The organism is Pseudomonas sp. MDT2-39-1 (assembly GCF_054898085.1).
The window spans coordinates 3,688,136-3,704,123 of record NZ_CM142716.1 but is presented as its reverse complement, the minus strand read 5'-3'; the positions used below and the strand labels follow the sequence as shown (position 1 = coordinate 3,704,123).

The window sequence follows — 15,988 nt, the reverse complement described above, 5'->3', positions numbered from 1 at the left end:
GCGCTTGTTCGCGACGCACCCCCCTTGAAGGTAATGCCTGATGATCCGTTTCCTGCTCCTGGGTTGCCTGCTGTTGCTGAGCGCTTGCGCCAGCCAGGCGCCGCTGCCCGAGCACACCCCGAACCTGTCGTTGCCCCTGCAATTGCACATCCAGCGCCTGGTGGCCGAGCAACGTCAGGACTGGGTGCTGGTGATCCAGCGCGAAGGCCCTGGCATTCGCTGGTCGATGATGGACTTGCTGGGCATTCCGCAGGCACGCCAAAAACTGATCGATGGCCAGTGGCAGGCCGACGGCCTGTTACCGCCCAACCCGGAAGCCCGGGAGCTGTTCGCGGCCTTGCTGTTCGCACTGACGCCCAAGGATGAGCTGTCGGGCAACTACCCCACCGCTTGGCAGCATGGCAAACAACGAACCTTGCCCTCGCACTGGGAAGTCCGTTACTCACAACCGATGAGCTTTGAATTAAACCTGCCCAAAGGTCCCCGGTATCAAGTCACGCCCTTGAGCGGGGACACGCCATGACCGCCTATCTGAACGCCCTCGGGGTGATTTGCGCCCTGGGTCGCGACAAACAGGAAGTCGCCCGCAACCTGTTTGCCGGCGATTGTTCAGGCATGCGCAGCGAGTCCGGCTGGGTGCCGGAGCGGTCGTTGCCGGTGGCGGCGGTGCGTGGCGAACTGGCGCCGATCCCACCGGAACTGGCCGAGCAAAGCAGCCGCAACAACCAATTGCTGCTGGAAGCCGCACTGCAAATTCGCGACGACATCGATTCGGCGATCCAGGCTTACGGCCGTGATCGAATCGGTGTGATTCTGGGCACCAGCACTTCGGGCATCGATGAGGCCAGCCGTGGTCTGGCCCATTACATCCGCGAACATGAATTCCCTGCCGACTACGACTATCAGCAGCAGGAACTCGGCGCGCCGGCCAACTTCCTCGCCGACTGGCTGCAATTGAGCGGCCCGGCGTACGTGATCTCGACCGCTTGCACCTCCAGTGCCCGGGCGCTGATGAGTGCCCAGCGCCTGCTGGATCTGGGCTTGTGCGATGCCGTGCTGTGCGGTGGTGTCGACAGTTTGTGCAAACTGACGCTCAACGGCTTTTCGGCGCTGGAAGCGGTGTCCGAGCAGCGCTGCAATCCTTTTTCAGTCAACCGTAACGGCATCAATATCGGCGAAGCCGCCGTGCTGTTTCTGATGAGCAAAAAGGCCGGCGACAGCCAACCGATTGCCCTGCTCGGCAGCGGCGCCAGTTCCGATGCGCACCATATCTCGGCGCCGGAACCGACCGGCCGTGGCGCCCTGCAAGCGATGAGCAAAGCCCTGAAACGTGCGGATTTGCAGCCCGGACAAATCGGCTACCTGAACCTGCACGGCACCGCGACCCAACACAACGACGCGATGGAAAGCCTGGCGGTCTCGGCCCTGTTCCCGCACGGCGTGCCTTGCTCTTCCACCAAGCCAATGACCGGTCATACGCTCGGCGCGGCCGGCGCCCTGGAAGCGGCGTTCTGCTGGTTGAGCCTGAGCGCGAACAACCGGGAAAACCACTTGCCGCCCCACGTCTGGGACGGCCAGCCCGACCCCGAGTTGCCGGCGTTGCAATGGGTGACCCCGGCCGACCGCCTGACGTCCATTGCACCTCGCTATCTGATGAGCAATTCCTTTGCCTTCGGTGGCAACAACGTCAGCCTGATTATCGGAGACGCCCCATGATTGACTGGCCGCTCGCCGAACTGCTGCCGCACGCTGGCGACATGATCCTCATCGATCAGATCCTGGCGTTCGATGACGAGCAGATTCACACCCGCCTTACCGTCAAGCCCGGGGGCCTGTTCAACCGTCCCGACGGCAGCCTGCCGGCGTGGGTCGGTATCGAGCTGATGGCCCAGAGTGTCGCCGCCTACGCCGGTTGCCATGCGCGCCAGCGGGGCGATGCGGTGGCGCTGGGCTTTCTGCTCGGCACCCGTAAATTCGAATGCAACGTAGAACACTTCCCCGCAGGCACCGAGCTGACCATCCACGGACTGCGCTCGCTGGAAGACGACAACGGCATGGGCGTGTTCGAATGCCACATCAACGCCCCCGGCATTCACGCCACCGCCCGCCTGAACGTGTTCCGTCCGCCTCAGGCCGCGCAATATCTTCATGAATCTCAAGGAGCCAGCCATGACTGAATCCGTATTGGTCACCGGTTCCAGCCGTGGCATCGGCCGCGCCATCGCGTTGCGTCTGGCCCAGGCCGGGCATGACATCGTGCTGCATTGCCGCAGCGGTCTGGCCGACGCCATCGCCGTTCAAGGCGAAATTCAGGCGTTGGGGCGCAATGCTCGAATTTTGCAATTCGACGTCTCCGACCGCGCCAGCTGCAAAGCCATCCTCGAAGCCGACGTTGAAACGCACGGCGCCTATTACGGCGTGGTGCTGAACGCCGGCCTGACGCGCGACGGTGCTTTTCCGGCGCTGAGCGAGGATGATTGGGATGTGGTGATGCGCACCAACCTCGACGGTTTCTACAACGTGCTGCACCCGGTGATGATGCCGATGATTCGGCGCCGTGCAGCCGGGCGGATTGTCTGCATCACTTCGGTTTCCGGGTTGATCGGTAATCGTGGCCAGGTCAACTACAGCGCCTCCAAGGCCGGTTTGATCGGCGCGGCGAAAGCGTTGGCGATCGAACTGGGCAAGCGCAAAATCACCGTCAACTGTGTCGCACCCGGCCTGATCGACACAGCAATGCTCGACGAAAACGTGCCAGTGGAAGAACTGATGAAAATGATCCCCGCACAGCGCATGGGCACCCCGCAAGAGGTGGCCAGCGCGGTGAATTTCCTGATGTCGGCGGAAGCGTCGTACATCACCCGGCAGGTTCTGGCCGTCAACGGAGGCCTGTGCTGATGAAGCGCGTCGTCGTCACCGGCATGGCCGGCATCACCTCACTGGGCAGCGACTGGGACACCATCGCCGGCCACTTCGCGGCCAACCGCAGCGGCATCCGCCGGATGGACGAGTGGGATCGGTTCACCGAACTCAACACGCGCCTGGCCGGGCCTATCGACGACTTCAAGGTCCCGAGCCACTGGACCCGCAAGCAACTGCGCAGCATGGGCCGGGTCTCGCGCCTGGCCGTCGGCGCGTCGGAACAGGCACTGGCCGACGCCGGACTGTTGGGTGACCCATCGATCAAGGACGGGCGCATGGGCGTCGCCTGCGGCTCGTCCACCGGCAGCACCGACGAGATCAAGGCGTTCGGCAACATGCTGCTCAACTCGGTGGCCGAGGGGCTGAATGCCAACTCCTACGTGCGGATGATGCCGCACACGACCGCGGCGAATATCAGCATCTTCTTCGGCCTCACCGGCCGGCTGATCCCGACGTCCAGCGCCTGCACCAGCGGCAGCCAGGGCATCGGCTACGCCTACGAATCCATCAAGTTCGGCCGCTTGCCGTTGATGCTCGCTGGCGGTGCCGAGGAGCTGTGCCCGACCGAAGCCATGGTGTTCGACGCGCTCTACGCCACCAGCCTGAAAAACGATGCCCCGCAAACCAGTCCGCGCCCTTACGACAAAGGACGCGATGGTCTGGTGATTGGTGAGGGCGGCGGCATGCTGGTGCTCGAAGAGCTCGAACATGCGTTAGCACGCGGCGCGCACATCCATGCCGAACTCGTCGGTTTCGGCAGCAACGCCGACGGCCAGCACACCACCCGCCCAGAGCAGGCCACCATGCGCCGAGCCATGGAACTGGCGCTGGAAGACGCCGGGCTGCAGCCGTCAGACATCGGCTACGTAAATGGTCACGGCACGGCTACAGAACAGGGCGACATTGCCGAAACACTGGCGACCAGCGCGTTGTTCGGCGAGCACATGCCCATCAGCTCGCAGAAGAGCTTCCTCGGTCACACCCTGGGTGCCTGCGGTGCGCTGGAGTCCTGGTTCAGCATCGAAATGATGAATCGTGACCTGTACGTGCACACGTTCAACCTTGACGAGGTCGATCCGCATTGCGGCAAGCTCGACTACCTGCGCGGCGAGTTCCGCCAGATGAGCAACGAGTACGTGATGAACAACAATTTTGCGTTTGGTGGCGTCAACACCTCGTTGATTTTCCGTCGCTGGTCGTAACCGAATTAATCAGGGTCAAGGAGACCTTCATGCACTTCAAGAAACTCGCCGCTGCCGCCACCCTGCTGATCTGCGCCCTGCCGGCCGTCAGCCAGGCCCGCGACACACCGGTGTACCTGCCGTTCGACAAAGCCGTGGCCGAAGCCACCCGCACCGGCAAAATCGACGGCAGCGTGAAGTTCTACCTCGCCGGCAACGCGCCTGCCGGTAACGTCACCGTCGTCAGCCCCGGCGCCGTGACCAACAAGAAAACCAACGCCTTCAACAAGACCGACGCCGTGGCCTGTGAATGGGTCGCGCAATCGGCAATTATCAGCCTGCACCAGGCGGCGAAAAGCGTCGGCGCGAATGCGGTGACCAACATTGTCAGCTTCTACAAGAGCAATGAGCGCAAAGACGCCACGACCTATGAATGCCACGCAGGGGCGATCATGGCGGGTGTCGCGCTGAAAGGGGATTTGGCGAAGGTTCAGTAACGCCAGAATCGACAAAGGGCGCCTTACGAGGCGCCCTTTTTTGTTCCCGCACTTTGATCATCCCCACGCTTTGCGCTCGCTTTGCGTGGGAATGCAGCCCGGGACTCTCCCCCCCCCAGCAAAGCCCTGAGCGCCCTCCGGCAACAATATGAAATAGGAAATTTCAGCGCCTCATTTCGGAAACGTCCTAACGCCAGCACCTGTGCCTCCCAAGTAGGTTCGAGGCTCCTCAGCCTCATACAGAAAAGCATCAATGGCGCGCGACAAGGACATCCCCCAAGTCTGGGAAGTTGGAACTGGTGGCGGCGGTAGTGGAATCGGAATTCGCTACCTGCGAGACATGACCCCAACCGAACTGGCCGAACGTGACGCCAGACAAAAATCCTACGAAGCCATGCTCGCCCGACAACAGGCGTATGAAGACCGCCTGCTCGGGCAATCCGAAAAGCGCAAAGACGCCGCGACTAAAGGTTGCGTGTTCGCCAAAAGCTGCGACCTCCCCGACGGCGTCATCAACTACAACAATCCTGCCGGTTTTGTCCCGCTCGAAAGACTCGCCAACTACGGATCATGGGCCGTGCTGGGCACAGACGCGGCGATTACAGCAGAAGGTCTACCGCTCAAATGGTTGGCCGGTTCGGCAACGGGCAGCGCCATTGCCCAACGCCTCGGCGGTTCTCTTGCGCTGTGTTTGCTGGAAGGCTCAGCCGTCGTGGCGGCGAGCGCAGCCGTCGGAACCGTTGCGCTACTGATACCGAATACCAGCCTTTCCCCCGACAGCGCCTTTTACAAAAACGAGCAATACGCCGAACTGGACATGGGGCGAACCCGCGTCCGCCTCAACGCGAAAACACTGCCTGATGGTTCAGTCAACGCTTACGGTTTCTACACGGGCGGGAAGAAAGAATGGGAATTTGTCCGGGTCATTGGAGCCGACAAGAAAGGCGAAAAGTTTGTTGCCGACATCGGCAACGGGATTGGCCTGACCTGGACGCCAGCGGCAAACCCTGATGAGGTCTTGGGCATTCCCGCACTGGAAGGCGCCCCGTCATTGCCGACCGTGTGGGTGTATCCGCCCACTGACCAAGCCAACAAGATACTGGTGAATCCGGAGCCCCCACCCGAGTATCAGGATGCGATTATCTGGTTTCCGGGTACGAGGATTGAGCCGATTTACATTGCGCTCAGTGCCCGGCATGAATCCGGTGTCGTCACGGGTGTGGGGGAAGATGTGTCGGGGACTTGGCTTGCTGGGGCAAATATCGGGCTAGGTGCACCAATCCCAATACGAATAGCAGATGAACTGCGAGGACGTGAATTCAAAAACTTCACAACATTCAGAACCGCATTTTGGACAGCGGTAAAAAATGATCCTGAGCTTTTAAGCCAGTTCAATGAGGACGCACAGGACCGTCTAATGTCAGGCAACGCCCCTGCTGTTCGAGAGCGAGAAGCGGTAGGCAACAGAACTACTTTCGAGCTACACCACCTCGAGCGAATTGCCGATGGTGGAGCTGTCTACGACATAGATAACCTACGTGTGAACACCCCCAAAAACCATATTAATCAACACAGAAAAATGTAGGTGCAAAATGGCAGCCATTAGCGATTACACCGAAAAAGAGTTCATCAAGTTCATTCAACAAATTCGTGCCATCAACAAAGAGGGATCTGATGAAGAGCTCGGCGAGGTACTGGCACAATTCAGGAGCCTATCTGGCCACCCGGATGGTAGCGACCTGATTTTTTATCCAGAGCCAGGTGCAGATAATTCTGCCGAAGGCGTCACAAAAACAGTAAAGGAATGGCGTGCTGCTCAAGGGTTGCCTGGGTTCAAAGAAGGATGACCTGTTGGCAAGAACTGAACATAGGAAAGCGGGGTACCCAATTTCGGAAACGTCCCACAGCCATAATTTGAGCTTCGCGCTAGGGTCAATGCCCCCGTGACACATCGGGGGAATCCCAAGGAAGAACGAACCATGACTAAAAAGGCCGTTATCGTTTTCAGCGGTGGACAGGACTCCACAACCTGCTTGATCCACGCGTTGCCGCTCTACGATGAAATTCACTGTATTACGTTTGACTATGGCCAGCGTCACCGTGCAGAAATTGAAGTGGCGCAGCAGCTTTCGAGAGAGCTCGGTGTGACGGCCCATAAGGTACTCGACACTTCAATGTTGAATGATCTGGCCATTAGTAGTCTGACGCGCACTAACATCCCTATTCCAAGCGTCAACAGTTCCGAAGAAAATGTACCTAACACCTTCGTACCGGGTAGAAATATTTTATTTTTAACATTGGCTTCTATTTATGCATATCAGGTTCGCGCTGAAACTGTAATCACAGGAGTTTGTGAGACAGAGAGCTCTGGCTATCCTGACTGTGGCGATGCGTTTGTAAAATCTTTAAACAGGTCCGTCGAACTGGGCATGGATTATAAAGTACGCATTGATACTCCGCTTATGCGCTTGAATAAGGCTGAGACGTGGGCCTTGGCAGACCATCATGGAAAACTTGAACTAATTAAACACCACACACTGACTTGCTATAACGGAATAAAAGGCAATGGATGCGGCGACTGTGATGCGTGCAATCTTCGGACAAAAGGTATGAATGAGTTTCTGGAGAACAAATTAGCAGTAATGGAAAGCCTGAAAGAAAAACTGCAATTGGAATAATTTTACACCTCCGCCTTATACGACCTCTGCTCCAGTCATATATTTTTTAAATAATGACCTTGCTCCATAAGCAGGTAAAACGTTAAAAACTGCAAAACACATTTTTATGGCGATCTGAATATAAATGATATTTAGAATTTCTGCATTTGCCATTGCCCCGTAGAACGCGACGAAGCAAAAAATGAAGCTATCTATTATCACTGCAAAAAACGAACTTAAAAACACTCGAAAAAATAAAAATCTGGAATTCGTTAGTTCTTTTATTTTGCACAACAAATACGAATTCACATATTCAGAAAAAAGAAAAGAAATTGAGGAAGCTACTAACACAGACGAGAAATAATTGATTACCTCACCATAAGGCGTATCTAGCCTCCAGCCAGGCAGGCCCGGGAGAAAGCTAGTGAAAGTTAGCAAAACAACAATAAAGGCGTTACTTGAAAAAGCAAACAATATTGCTTTTCTTGCGAGTCTAAACCCATAGAATTCGTTTAGCAAATCAACTATTAAAAACGTCAATGGATAGATAAACACACCGGGAGTAACAACAACATCGAACTGTTCCAAATAAACTAGCTTTGCAGCAGCTACATTTGAAAAAATAAAAAGTGTGAAAAGCAACAGATTGAGCACTACATATATAATCCATGAAGCTTCGTGGCGATCAGCCATATCATAAGCAGTCAACACAGTACCTCGAGAATAGAATTTCCTGCATATATCCTTTATTTCCGCCCTACTCAAATCGTCAACAATTTCACTTTTCAAAAGCTGACTTAATTTTATTTTAACAATTTTTCCTGTGGATATAACCATAATCACAGCGAGACTTCTGCTATTCTCAAACCCCAATAGTTTGTATTTCCTATTCTCAACCCCAACGTCGCCACCCATTAAAATCTTTCCTCCATTATTTCCCCAATAATACAAACCACATCAGAATCGATTGAGAGATCATTAACTATAGATAATTCTCTTGTGTTTTTATCGTACACCAGCATCTCTCCACCGCTACTCGATACGCCTTTTTTAACTATTAATAAATCTCCAGAATCATTCGCGCCTCTGATTTCATTCTCCAGAAGTACACCTATCAAATTACAGGCAACGCCAAAATAATAGGTTAGAGGGTGAATTGTGGACAGCTCTCCTATTCTCTTATCTAGACTCTGAATCAGCTGGCTTTCATTGACTATGGGGACCGCAGCAGGATTCATATTCCCTTGCAAGGAGATACTGCTTTCTATTAACTCTTTCTCTTCAAAATCCACACTTTCTATTTCTTTATAAGAAACACCGAAAAAATTAGAAATCTTAATAATTGTAGACTGCTGTACGTTAACGACCCTACCTTCCAGAATGTTATATATCGTAGTTCTAGTCAATCCACTGGAATTACATAGCGACAGCTGTGTCTCCCCACGACTCTTTATTAGATACTTAATATTATTTTTCAGTTTTTCTGCTTTTTCTTTTTTATGCACCATATTGTTACCATCTGATTACTTCATAAACGCACTGACTGAAAAGCGTCGGTTAATTTTTCCACTATCCGCACCCTATATATAGACGACACATAAAAAACAACATTAAATTTATTCAAAATAAGCGTTAGATAATATTTCAGCACAGGGAAAACTCGTTGACGCAAAGAAATATCCTACGGAAACAAGGAAGTCCTTTAGACTCATGACCTCAGCAGTTCACGCCGATGAGCGCCGCCTATGCTTAGGATTGATGAATTTCGTGAAGAAAATCCAACACGTAGAACTATTAATCATTTAACAATGCAAATGTTCAATAACTTGATTAATACAATAAAATTTATAGATTGGTTATTTCCCTGCTCTTGCAACCGACGTACAGTGTTAAAACAAGTCTAGAAAAAACAATGGACTTGCACTTCTTAAACTTTGCTGGGAGATACACTATGAAAAAGAACACCCCTGACTCTCCACAATCAGCCGACGATCTTGATTCACCCAAACTATCCGATATCACTGAACACCGCGTCAGTGCTCGACTGCGCAAACCCGGCCAACCCGATCCTGTCAGCTACTTCTTCACGCTCCAGCCCGGCATCGACACGCTTTCGCTGCTCGCCCATGCCTGTGAAACGTTGGCCTCGCTCAATGTCATGAGCACGGACCTAGCCCGTAATCTCGAAAGCTCCCATCGCAACATTGCACTGGCAATCCAACAGTTGGCGGTGCTGGCCGAACTGTTGATAAATCGGGCACTGGACAACCTGGACCCACCTGGTGGGATGTCTGAGGCTCCAGTCAATAATGCCCACTGAGTCGTCGCGTTTTTTACCGAGTGGAGGTTTGTCATGGATCGATATATGCCTATCACCGGCACCGATAGCACCATCGCATCGCTGCTGATCGACACCGAAGCACCGCTGGACGTGTTGCATGAAACGGCGGCCTACCGGATCCGCACGGCAACTCAACTGCTGGAGAGTCTCGCCTTTAGCGAGGGGGTCTACAGTGAGTTGGCGCGCGTATTAGTCACGTCACTGCGCGACGGCTGCGACTTGCTGGATGTCGTCGGACGACGATTACAGATGCAGCTCTCGGCGTAAAAAAGAAGGTCGACCTCATTGAGGTCGACCCGCGCTGACGCGTTCGGGCAAAATGCGCACCGAACACGTGATGAACAACACATTCGCTTTGGGTGGCGTCAACACCTCGTTGATTTTCCGTCGCTGGCACTGATCTGAAAAACGTTTGGAGTGAAGGGAATGACTCGGTTTCAGCGCATCGGCGCAATGTTCACCATGGCCGTTGTGCTGAGCGGCTGCATCGGCAGCCCGGTGTACACCGCCAAGGAAAACTTTCCCGGCGACAAGGACATGACCGACAACCGCATGAGCCGCGCCATCGTTACTGCGCTGATTGAACGCCAATGGGTCGTGCAGTCGGCCCGACCGGGCATGATCAAAGCGGCAATCACGGTGCGCGACCGACACCACGCCGAAATCGACATCCCTTACACATCCACCTCGTTTGAAATGGACTACCGCGACAGCCGCGGCCTGGACTACAAGAACGGCAGGATCCACGACACCTACAACCGCTGGATCAACTACCTGCGCGACGACGTGGTCATGCAACTGTCCTCCGACCCGGACGTGGATCAGGTCATCGCGTTGCAAGGTGCCTACGAACCGACCTACCAGGATTTCCAGGAAGGCATAAAACGCGCCACAAAAATCGGCCTGCTGGATGGCAGCGTCAAGTTCTACCTGGCGGGAGAAGCGCTGCCAACGCAGGTGCGCAAGCTGAATGCGGTGAGCAGCAGCCGAAAGACCGACGCCGAAGACAAATCCGCCGAAGACGCCTGTTTCTGGGCCCTGCAATCGACCTTGGCGACCTTGCAAAGCAAGGCCAAGAAGGCCGGCGCCAATGCGGTGATCAACATCGCCGGCATCAACAAACGCGACCTCAGCCAGGACACCGGGAACTACCAGTGCAGTGACGACGGGGAGAGACCTGGGCTGGAGGCGCTGAAGGCGGTGGTGTCCGGGGTGGCATTGCGTGGGAATCTGGTACGCGTTGACTGAGGCTGGCACCTCGAGAACGACAAAGGACGCCTTTCGGCGCCCTTCACAAACAGGTCGGCTTGTCATCGCCCTGTACCTGTCCGGCTCTGCGATGGCTGGTTGCCCAGGATCCTCAGAGTCTCACAAGCCCCTTTCGGGAACGCGCGGAGTATTGCTTAGACACCACCAGTCGTCTTTTTTCTTTTGGTTTGACTCAGGTACTGGCGTGTAACTTCAGTCCTAAAGCCTTCATAACTTTAAGAATGGTTCCGAATTCCGGATTGCCTTCACCCGAAAGTGCACGGTAAAGGCTTTCCCGAGAGAGCCCCGCATCCCGTGCGACCTGGGTCATGCCCCGAGCACGCGCAATAGTCCCAAGTGCTCTGGCGATAAATGCTGGGTCATCTCCCGCTTCTTCCATGCTAGCGTCAAGATAATTGGCCATGTCCTCTTCGGTCTTGAGGTACTCGGCAGAGTCCCAGCGAGTGAATTGTTCGGTCATGGGTTTTGCTCCTGCCAGGATTTTGCAATGAGCCTGGCTTGTTTGATGTCACGTGTTTGGCTGCTTTTGTCACCTCCGCAAAGGAGGATGACTAACTGACGACCTTGCTGCTTGAAGTAGACCCGATAACCGGGGCCGTAATCGATGCGGATTTCACTCAACCCTTCCCCAATGGCTTTGACATCACCAAATTGCCCATCGGCCATACGATCGATTCGCACCTGAATACGCATCCTGGCGCGGCTGTCGGCCAGCTTCAATAGCCAGGCAGAAAATGTTGAGCTTCGAAGGATCTCGGTCATGCAGCGAGTGTAGCTCTTGAGCCACACCTGCTCAACCAAGAATTTTAATCAACCGAAATTCCATGATCGCAAAACAGTTACGACTTCAACGGCTCAACCTTCCTCGTCAACAACTCCACAAACGCCTTGGCCATCGGCGACTTCTGGTCCTTGCGCTGCACCAGCCACACCGCCGACACCGCTGCCGGATCGAGCAACGGCCGGTACACCACACCGTCAATGCGCATCCGCTGATAAGACGCCGGCAGCACCGACACACCCAAGCCCGCCGCCACCAACCCGATAATGGTCATTGCCTCGCCCGCCTCTTGTGCAAAGTGCGGGCTGAAGCCGGCATCACGGGCGAGGCTGAGCAACTGTGCGTACAGACCACTGCCATAACTGCGCGGGAAAAACACGAACGGTTCGAGGGCCAATGCCGACAGGAACAATCCTTCTTCACTGTCGTTCACCAGCGGATGTTTGGAGCTGAGCACCGCCACCAGCGGCTCTCGCATCAGTTCCACGACACTGAGGGAATCCGGCAACCCGAGCGGTCGCATGATGCCGACCTCGATCGACTCATCCACCAGCGCTTCGGCCACTTGGGTGCTGCTCATCTCCCGCAAATTCAAATGCACCGCCGGGAAGCGCTGGCGGAACGAGAAAATCGCCTGGGGAATGGTCGAGTTGAAGGGCGCCGATGAGGTGAAGCCGATCTTCAGCTCGCCTAACTCACCCAGCTGCGCACGCCGGGCTACATCCGCCGCTTTGTCGACCTGCGCCAGCACCAGCCGCGCCTCTTCCAGAAACAGCCGACCGGCTTCGCTGAGCTCGACCCGACGATTGGTGCGTTCGAACAGCCGGGCGCCTACCTCTTGCTCCAGCGCCTGAATCTGCTGGCTCAGCGGCGGTTGCGAGATGCCCAGTACCTGAGCGGCACGGCCGAAGTGCAGTTCTTCGGCGACGGCGATGAAGTAGCGCAGGTGACGCAATTCCATGAAAACTCCATTAGGTCGTTAAACCTATCAAATAGGTCGAACAATATATTGGATTGAATCATTAGGCAGCTATATGCTTTTTTCATTGCCTGACCGGCTGCGCCCTCCGAGGTCCGAAGTGAAAACTGCTGTCGCCCCCCTTGCCCATGAAGTTTCGCCCGCAGCGGTGGACGATGTTGTCGCCGAATTGAAAGAGATCTACATCGAAAAAGGCACGCCGATGTTCATGCGCACGGTATTGGCGCTGTTCTCCGGCGGCTTCGCTACCTTCGCTCTGCTTTACTGTGTGCAACCGATGATGCCGCTGTTGTCCCACGAATACTCGATCAACGCGGCGCAGAGCAGCCTGATCCTGTCGGTGGCCACCGGGATGCTCGCCATCGGTCTGCTGATCACTGGCCCGATTTCTGATCGCGTCGGACGAAAGCCAGTGATGGTGACCGCGTTGTTCGCGGCGGCCTTGTGCACCATGGCCAGCGCGATGATGCCTAGCTGGGAAGGCGTATTGATCATGCGGGCGCTGATAGGATTATCGTTGAGCGGTCTGGCAGCGGTCGCCATGACGTACCTGAGCGAAGAGATCCACCCGCAGCACATCGGTCTGGCAATGGGTTTGTACATCGGTGGTAACGCGATTGGCGGGATGAGTGGCCGCTTGATCACGGGCGTATTGATCGACTTCGTCAGCTGGCACACCGCGATGCTGGTGATTGGCGGTGTGGCGCTGATCGCGGCAACGGTGTTCTGGAAAATACTCCCCGAGTCCCGCAACTTCCGCGCTCGCTCGCTGCACCCGCGCAGCCTGCTCGACGGCTTCACCATGCACTTTCGCGACGCCGGTCTGCCACTGCTGTTCCTTGAAGCTTTCGTGCTGATGGGCGCGTTCGTCACGCTGTTCAACTACATCGGCTATCGCTTGCTGGCCGAGCCGTACCACATGGACCAGGTCTTCGTCGGTCTGATGTCCGTGGTGTACCTGTCGGGCATCTACAGTTCGGCAAAAATCGGCTCTTTGGCCGACAAGCTGGGCCGGCGAAAAGTGCTGTGGGCGACAATCGTGCTGATGCTTGCCGGCCTTGCCCTCACCATGTTCACGCCATTGCCGGTGGTGATTATCGGCATGTTGATCTTCACGTTCGGCTTCTTTGGCGCGCATTCGGTGGCCAGCAGTTGGATCGGTCGTCGGGCGATCAAGGCCAAGGGGCAAGCGTCTTCGCTGTACCTGTTCAGCTACTACGCCGGGTCGAGCATCGCCGGTACGGCGGGCGGGGTGTTCTGGCACTTGGGCGGATGGAACGGGATCGGGTTGTTCATCGCTGCGTTGCTGGTGATTGCGCTGTGGGTGGCGTTAAAACTGGCGAAGCTGCCAACCCTGCCTGGCAATCAACCCGCCTGAGTCAGAAAGTCATACGCTTCAGGACTCTGCGTCCGCATAGTTCGTGTTTAATGACGGCTGAAATGTGCAATGCCACTAATATCAACAACAGCGCGCACGTCCAGACATGGATAGCAAAAAACCTGTCGGTCCACAATGAACTTTCCAAGGGCTGCGGAACTAAAAACAAGTTGAACACATTAATGTCGCGATCCATCATTAAAACCCCGGTAATCAGAACAATTCCGGTAACTATATAAATAGCTTTGTGCATCAGACACGCCACGTGATCTATCAGTGTTTTGTTGCGCTCGTCATCGGCGCATGACATTAAAACCAGATACAACCTTAAGGCGAATACTGGAATAAACAACGCGGTCACAGAAACGTTGACGAAGCCTACCCAATCCTTTGTTTGCGGAGCCACCTCAACGACAGAAACATAGAAGCCAGACAACAACGCCCATAAAATCACTGCTGCTGAAAGCCAGTGCAACACTACCTGTACACGTGAATAACCATTTATCTTCATCATACCCACCAACTCTAAGTTAAGGGCATGATTAAAGTTAGTTATAAACAGACGGTCAAGATGAGCACTAATGAGCAAATACTGCACAATGTAAGCAACTATAAAAAGCAGCCAGAAAAAGCAGGAAAGCAAACAATAATTGCCACTGAAAAGTCAGCACCCAGTCAATATAGAAACAACTAGAAGAACTTTAATTTGTGATTGCCACCCGGCTTTATCGCGCGGGCAGCAATCAAGATGAGAATTACTCGTGATATTGCGCCGACAGCTCATGCACCGCACGCAGGAAAGCGCCCGCATGTTCCGGATCTACTTCCGGCGTAATGCCATGACCAAGGTTGAACACGTGGCCACTGCCTTTCCCGTAGCTGGCGAGGATCCGGCCGACTTCGGTGCGAATGGCTTCTGGCTTGGCGTAGAGCACGGTCGGGTCCATGTTGCCTTGCAGGGCGACTTTGTTGCCGACGCGATCACGGGCGTTGCCGATGTCGCAGGTCCAGTCCAGGCCGAGGGCATCGGCGCCAGCGTCGGCGATGCTTTCCAGCCACAGGCCGCCATTCTTGGTGAACAGGATGACCGGCACTTTGCGGCCTTCGTGCTCGCGGATCAGGCCGCTGACGATTTTTTTCATGTAGGCCAGGGAGAACTCCTGGTACGCCGCCGCCGAAAGGCTGCCGCCCCAACTATCGAAGATCTGTACCGCTTGCGCCCCGGCCATGATCTGGCCGTTGAGGTAGCTGGTGACTGTCTGCGCGAGCTTGTCCAGTAGCAGGTGCAAGGCTTGCGGGTTGTCGTAGAGCATGGTTTTGGTCTTGCGGTAGTCTTTCGACGAGCCGCCTTCGACCATGTAGGTGGCCAGGGTCCATGGGCTGCCGGCGAAGCCGATCAGCGGCACGCGGCCGTTCAGTTCGCGGCGGATGGTGCTGACCGCGTCCATGACGTAGCCGAGGTCTTTGTGCGGATCAGGAATCGGCAGGGCTTCGATGTCGGCCATCGTGCTGACGACTTTCTTGAAGCGCGGACCTTCACCGGTTTCGAAGTACAGGCCTTGGCCCATGGCATCCGGGATGGTGAGGATGTCGGAGAACAGGATCGCCGCGTCCAGTTGTGGATAGCGGTCGAGCGGCTGCATCGTGACTTCGCAAGCGAACTCCGGGTTCATGCACAGGCTCATGAAGTCGCCGGCCTTGGCACGGCTGGCGCGGTATTCCGGCAGGTAGCGACCGGCCTGACGCATCATCCAGACAGGCGTGACGTCTACGGGTTGCTTGAGCAGGGCGCGAAGGAAACGGTCGTTCTTCAGGGCAGTCATGTCGGCATCCGGAAAAAAAGTGCGGGCATTTTCTCAGAGCGCGACGCAAAAGGCACGGCAAGAGCCGTGCCTTTTGTCTATCGGGTCAATTTGTCGCGGGGTTCATCGGCTAGATTTGCGCTGATGCGACGGGCCTCTTCGCGGGCAAGCCTCGCTCCTA

Annotated in this window: 20 protein-coding genes; 13 read left to right on the top strand and 7 right to left on the bottom strand. The window is 55.4% G+C overall.

Translation table 11 applies throughout. The features are described 5' to 3' along the window. The first annotated feature begins 40 nt into the window (after positions 1–40). The 9 genes from ACYZTM_RS17585 (at position 41) to queC (ending at position 7,278) form a co-directional block, all read left to right on the top strand. On the top strand, positions 41–523 hold the full coding sequence (locus tag ACYZTM_RS17585) for a hypothetical protein (protein ID WP_131061431.1): 483 nt from the start codon (positions 41–43) through the stop codon (positions 521–523). Then, positions 520–1,716 carry a beta-ketoacyl-[acyl-carrier-protein] synthase family protein gene (locus ACYZTM_RS17580; protein ID WP_461983732.1) on the top strand — a complete coding sequence of 399 codons (1,197 nt, stop codon included), beginning with the start codon at positions 520–522 and terminating at the stop codon, positions 1,714–1,716. The genes ACYZTM_RS17585 and ACYZTM_RS17580 overlap by 4 nt, the downstream gene beginning before the upstream one ends. After that, positions 1,713–2,177 (top strand): hotdog family protein, encoded by a 465-nt coding sequence (locus ACYZTM_RS17575; RefSeq protein WP_131061433.1) that lies wholly within the window; start codon positions 1,713–1,715, stop codon positions 2,175–2,177. The genes ACYZTM_RS17580 and ACYZTM_RS17575 overlap by 4 nt, the downstream gene beginning before the upstream one ends. After that, on the top strand, positions 2,170–2,898 hold the full coding sequence (gene fabG, locus ACYZTM_RS17570) for a 3-oxoacyl-ACP reductase FabG (protein WP_131061434.1): 729 nt from the start codon (positions 2,170–2,172) through the stop codon (positions 2,896–2,898). The genes ACYZTM_RS17575 and fabG overlap by 8 nt, the downstream gene beginning before the upstream one ends. Continuing rightward, the gene (locus ACYZTM_RS17565; RefSeq protein WP_131061435.1) at positions 2,898–4,124 is read left to right on the top strand and encodes a beta-ketoacyl-ACP synthase; all 1,227 of its coding nucleotides are present in this window, start codon (positions 2,898–2,900) and stop codon (positions 4,122–4,124) included. Before fabG ends, ACYZTM_RS17565 begins: the two co-directional genes overlap by 1 nt. A 29-nt stretch (positions 4,125–4,153) precedes the next feature. Further along, positions 4,154–4,600: an excinuclease gene (locus tag ACYZTM_RS17560; RefSeq protein WP_461983728.1), complete on the top strand. Its 447-nt coding sequence runs from the start codon at positions 4,154–4,156 to the stop codon at positions 4,598–4,600. A 253-nt stretch (positions 4,601–4,853) separates the two neighbouring features. Then, entirely contained in the window at positions 4,854–6,185 is a 1,332-nt protein-coding gene (locus ACYZTM_RS17555; protein ID WP_461983726.1) for an S-type pyocin domain-containing protein, read from the top strand. 7 nt (positions 6,186–6,192) lie between these two features. Then, positions 6,193–6,447, top strand: coding sequence for a bacteriocin immunity protein (locus ACYZTM_RS17550; RefSeq protein ID WP_131061438.1), 255 nt, complete (start codon positions 6,193–6,195; stop codon positions 6,445–6,447). Between the two features lie 132 nt (positions 6,448–6,579). Continuing rightward, entirely contained in the window at positions 6,580–7,278 is a 699-nt protein-coding gene (gene queC / locus ACYZTM_RS17545) for a 7-cyano-7-deazaguanine synthase QueC (RefSeq protein WP_461983723.1), read from the top strand. 15 nt (positions 7,279–7,293) lie between these two features. Here queC and ACYZTM_RS17540 read toward each other — a convergent pair whose 3' ends face one another. Both ACYZTM_RS17540 and ACYZTM_RS17535 read right to left on the bottom strand, forming a co-directional pair. Further along, a complete protein-coding gene (locus tag ACYZTM_RS17540; RefSeq protein WP_461983721.1) occupies positions 7,294–8,172 on the bottom strand; it encodes a queuosine precursor transporter in 879 nt (292 codons plus the stop codon). Then, positions 8,172–8,762 carry a helix-turn-helix transcriptional regulator gene (locus ACYZTM_RS17535; protein WP_461989154.1) on the bottom strand — a complete coding sequence of 197 codons (591 nt, stop codon included), beginning with the start codon at positions 8,760–8,762 and terminating at the stop codon, positions 8,172–8,174. Before ACYZTM_RS17535 ends, ACYZTM_RS17540 begins: the two co-directional genes overlap by 1 nt. 446 nt (positions 8,763–9,208) lie before the next feature. Between ACYZTM_RS17535 and ACYZTM_RS17530 the strand changes: the two genes are divergently transcribed. The 3 genes from ACYZTM_RS17530 to ACYZTM_RS17520 all read left to right on the top strand — a co-directional run bounded on the left by ACYZTM_RS17530 (position 9,209) and on the right by ACYZTM_RS17520 (position 10,846). Then, positions 9,209–9,577 carry a DUF6124 family protein gene (locus ACYZTM_RS17530; RefSeq protein ID WP_461983719.1) on the top strand — a complete coding sequence of 123 codons (369 nt, stop codon included), beginning with the start codon at positions 9,209–9,211 and terminating at the stop codon, positions 9,575–9,577. A 33-nt stretch (positions 9,578–9,610) separates the two neighbouring features. Continuing rightward, a complete protein-coding gene (locus ACYZTM_RS17525) occupies positions 9,611–9,865 on the top strand; it encodes a hypothetical protein (protein ID WP_109627596.1) in 255 nt (84 codons plus the stop codon). 159 nt (positions 9,866–10,024) lie between these two features. Continuing rightward, positions 10,025–10,846: a hypothetical protein gene (locus ACYZTM_RS17520; RefSeq protein WP_461983716.1), complete on the top strand. Its 822-nt coding sequence runs from the start codon at positions 10,025–10,027 to the stop codon at positions 10,844–10,846. A gap of 193 nt (positions 10,847–11,039) precedes the next feature. Here ACYZTM_RS17520 and ACYZTM_RS17515 read toward each other — a convergent pair whose 3' ends face one another. From ACYZTM_RS17515 to ACYZTM_RS17505, 3 genes are all read right to left on the bottom strand, one after another. Next, on the bottom strand, positions 11,040–11,327 hold the full coding sequence (locus tag ACYZTM_RS17515; protein WP_131061443.1) for an addiction module antidote protein: 288 nt from the start codon (positions 11,325–11,327) through the stop codon (positions 11,040–11,042). Then, complete coding sequence (locus ACYZTM_RS17510) at positions 11,324–11,629, bottom strand: type II toxin-antitoxin system RelE/ParE family toxin (protein ID WP_461983714.1); 306 nt, start codon at positions 11,627–11,629, stop codon at positions 11,324–11,326. Before ACYZTM_RS17510 ends, ACYZTM_RS17515 begins: the two co-directional genes overlap by 4 nt. Positions 11,630–11,706: 77 nt before the next feature. Next, positions 11,707–12,609, bottom strand: a complete 903-nt coding sequence (locus ACYZTM_RS17505) for a LysR family transcriptional regulator (RefSeq protein WP_461983712.1) — start codon at positions 12,607–12,609, stop codon at positions 11,707–11,709. Between the two features lie 166 nt (positions 12,610–12,775). Here ACYZTM_RS17505 and ACYZTM_RS17500 point away from each other — a divergent pair, with 166 nt between their 5' ends. After that, positions 12,776–14,005 (top strand): MFS transporter, encoded by a 1,230-nt coding sequence (locus ACYZTM_RS17500; protein WP_461989152.1) that lies wholly within the window; start codon positions 12,776–12,778, stop codon positions 14,003–14,005. 1 nt (position 14,006) lies between these two features. On the opposite strand, the gene ACYZTM_RS17495 is transcribed toward ACYZTM_RS17500, so the two are convergent. Continuing rightward, positions 14,007–14,519 (bottom strand): cytochrome b, encoded by a 513-nt coding sequence (locus tag ACYZTM_RS17495; protein WP_461983710.1) that lies wholly within the window; start codon positions 14,517–14,519, stop codon positions 14,007–14,009. Between the two features lie 241 nt (positions 14,520–14,760). Continuing rightward, positions 14,761–15,828 (bottom strand): uroporphyrinogen decarboxylase, encoded by a 1,068-nt coding sequence (gene hemE / locus ACYZTM_RS17490; RefSeq protein ID WP_461983708.1) that lies wholly within the window; start codon positions 15,826–15,828, stop codon positions 14,761–14,763. Positions 15,829–15,988: the final 160 nt, after the last annotated feature.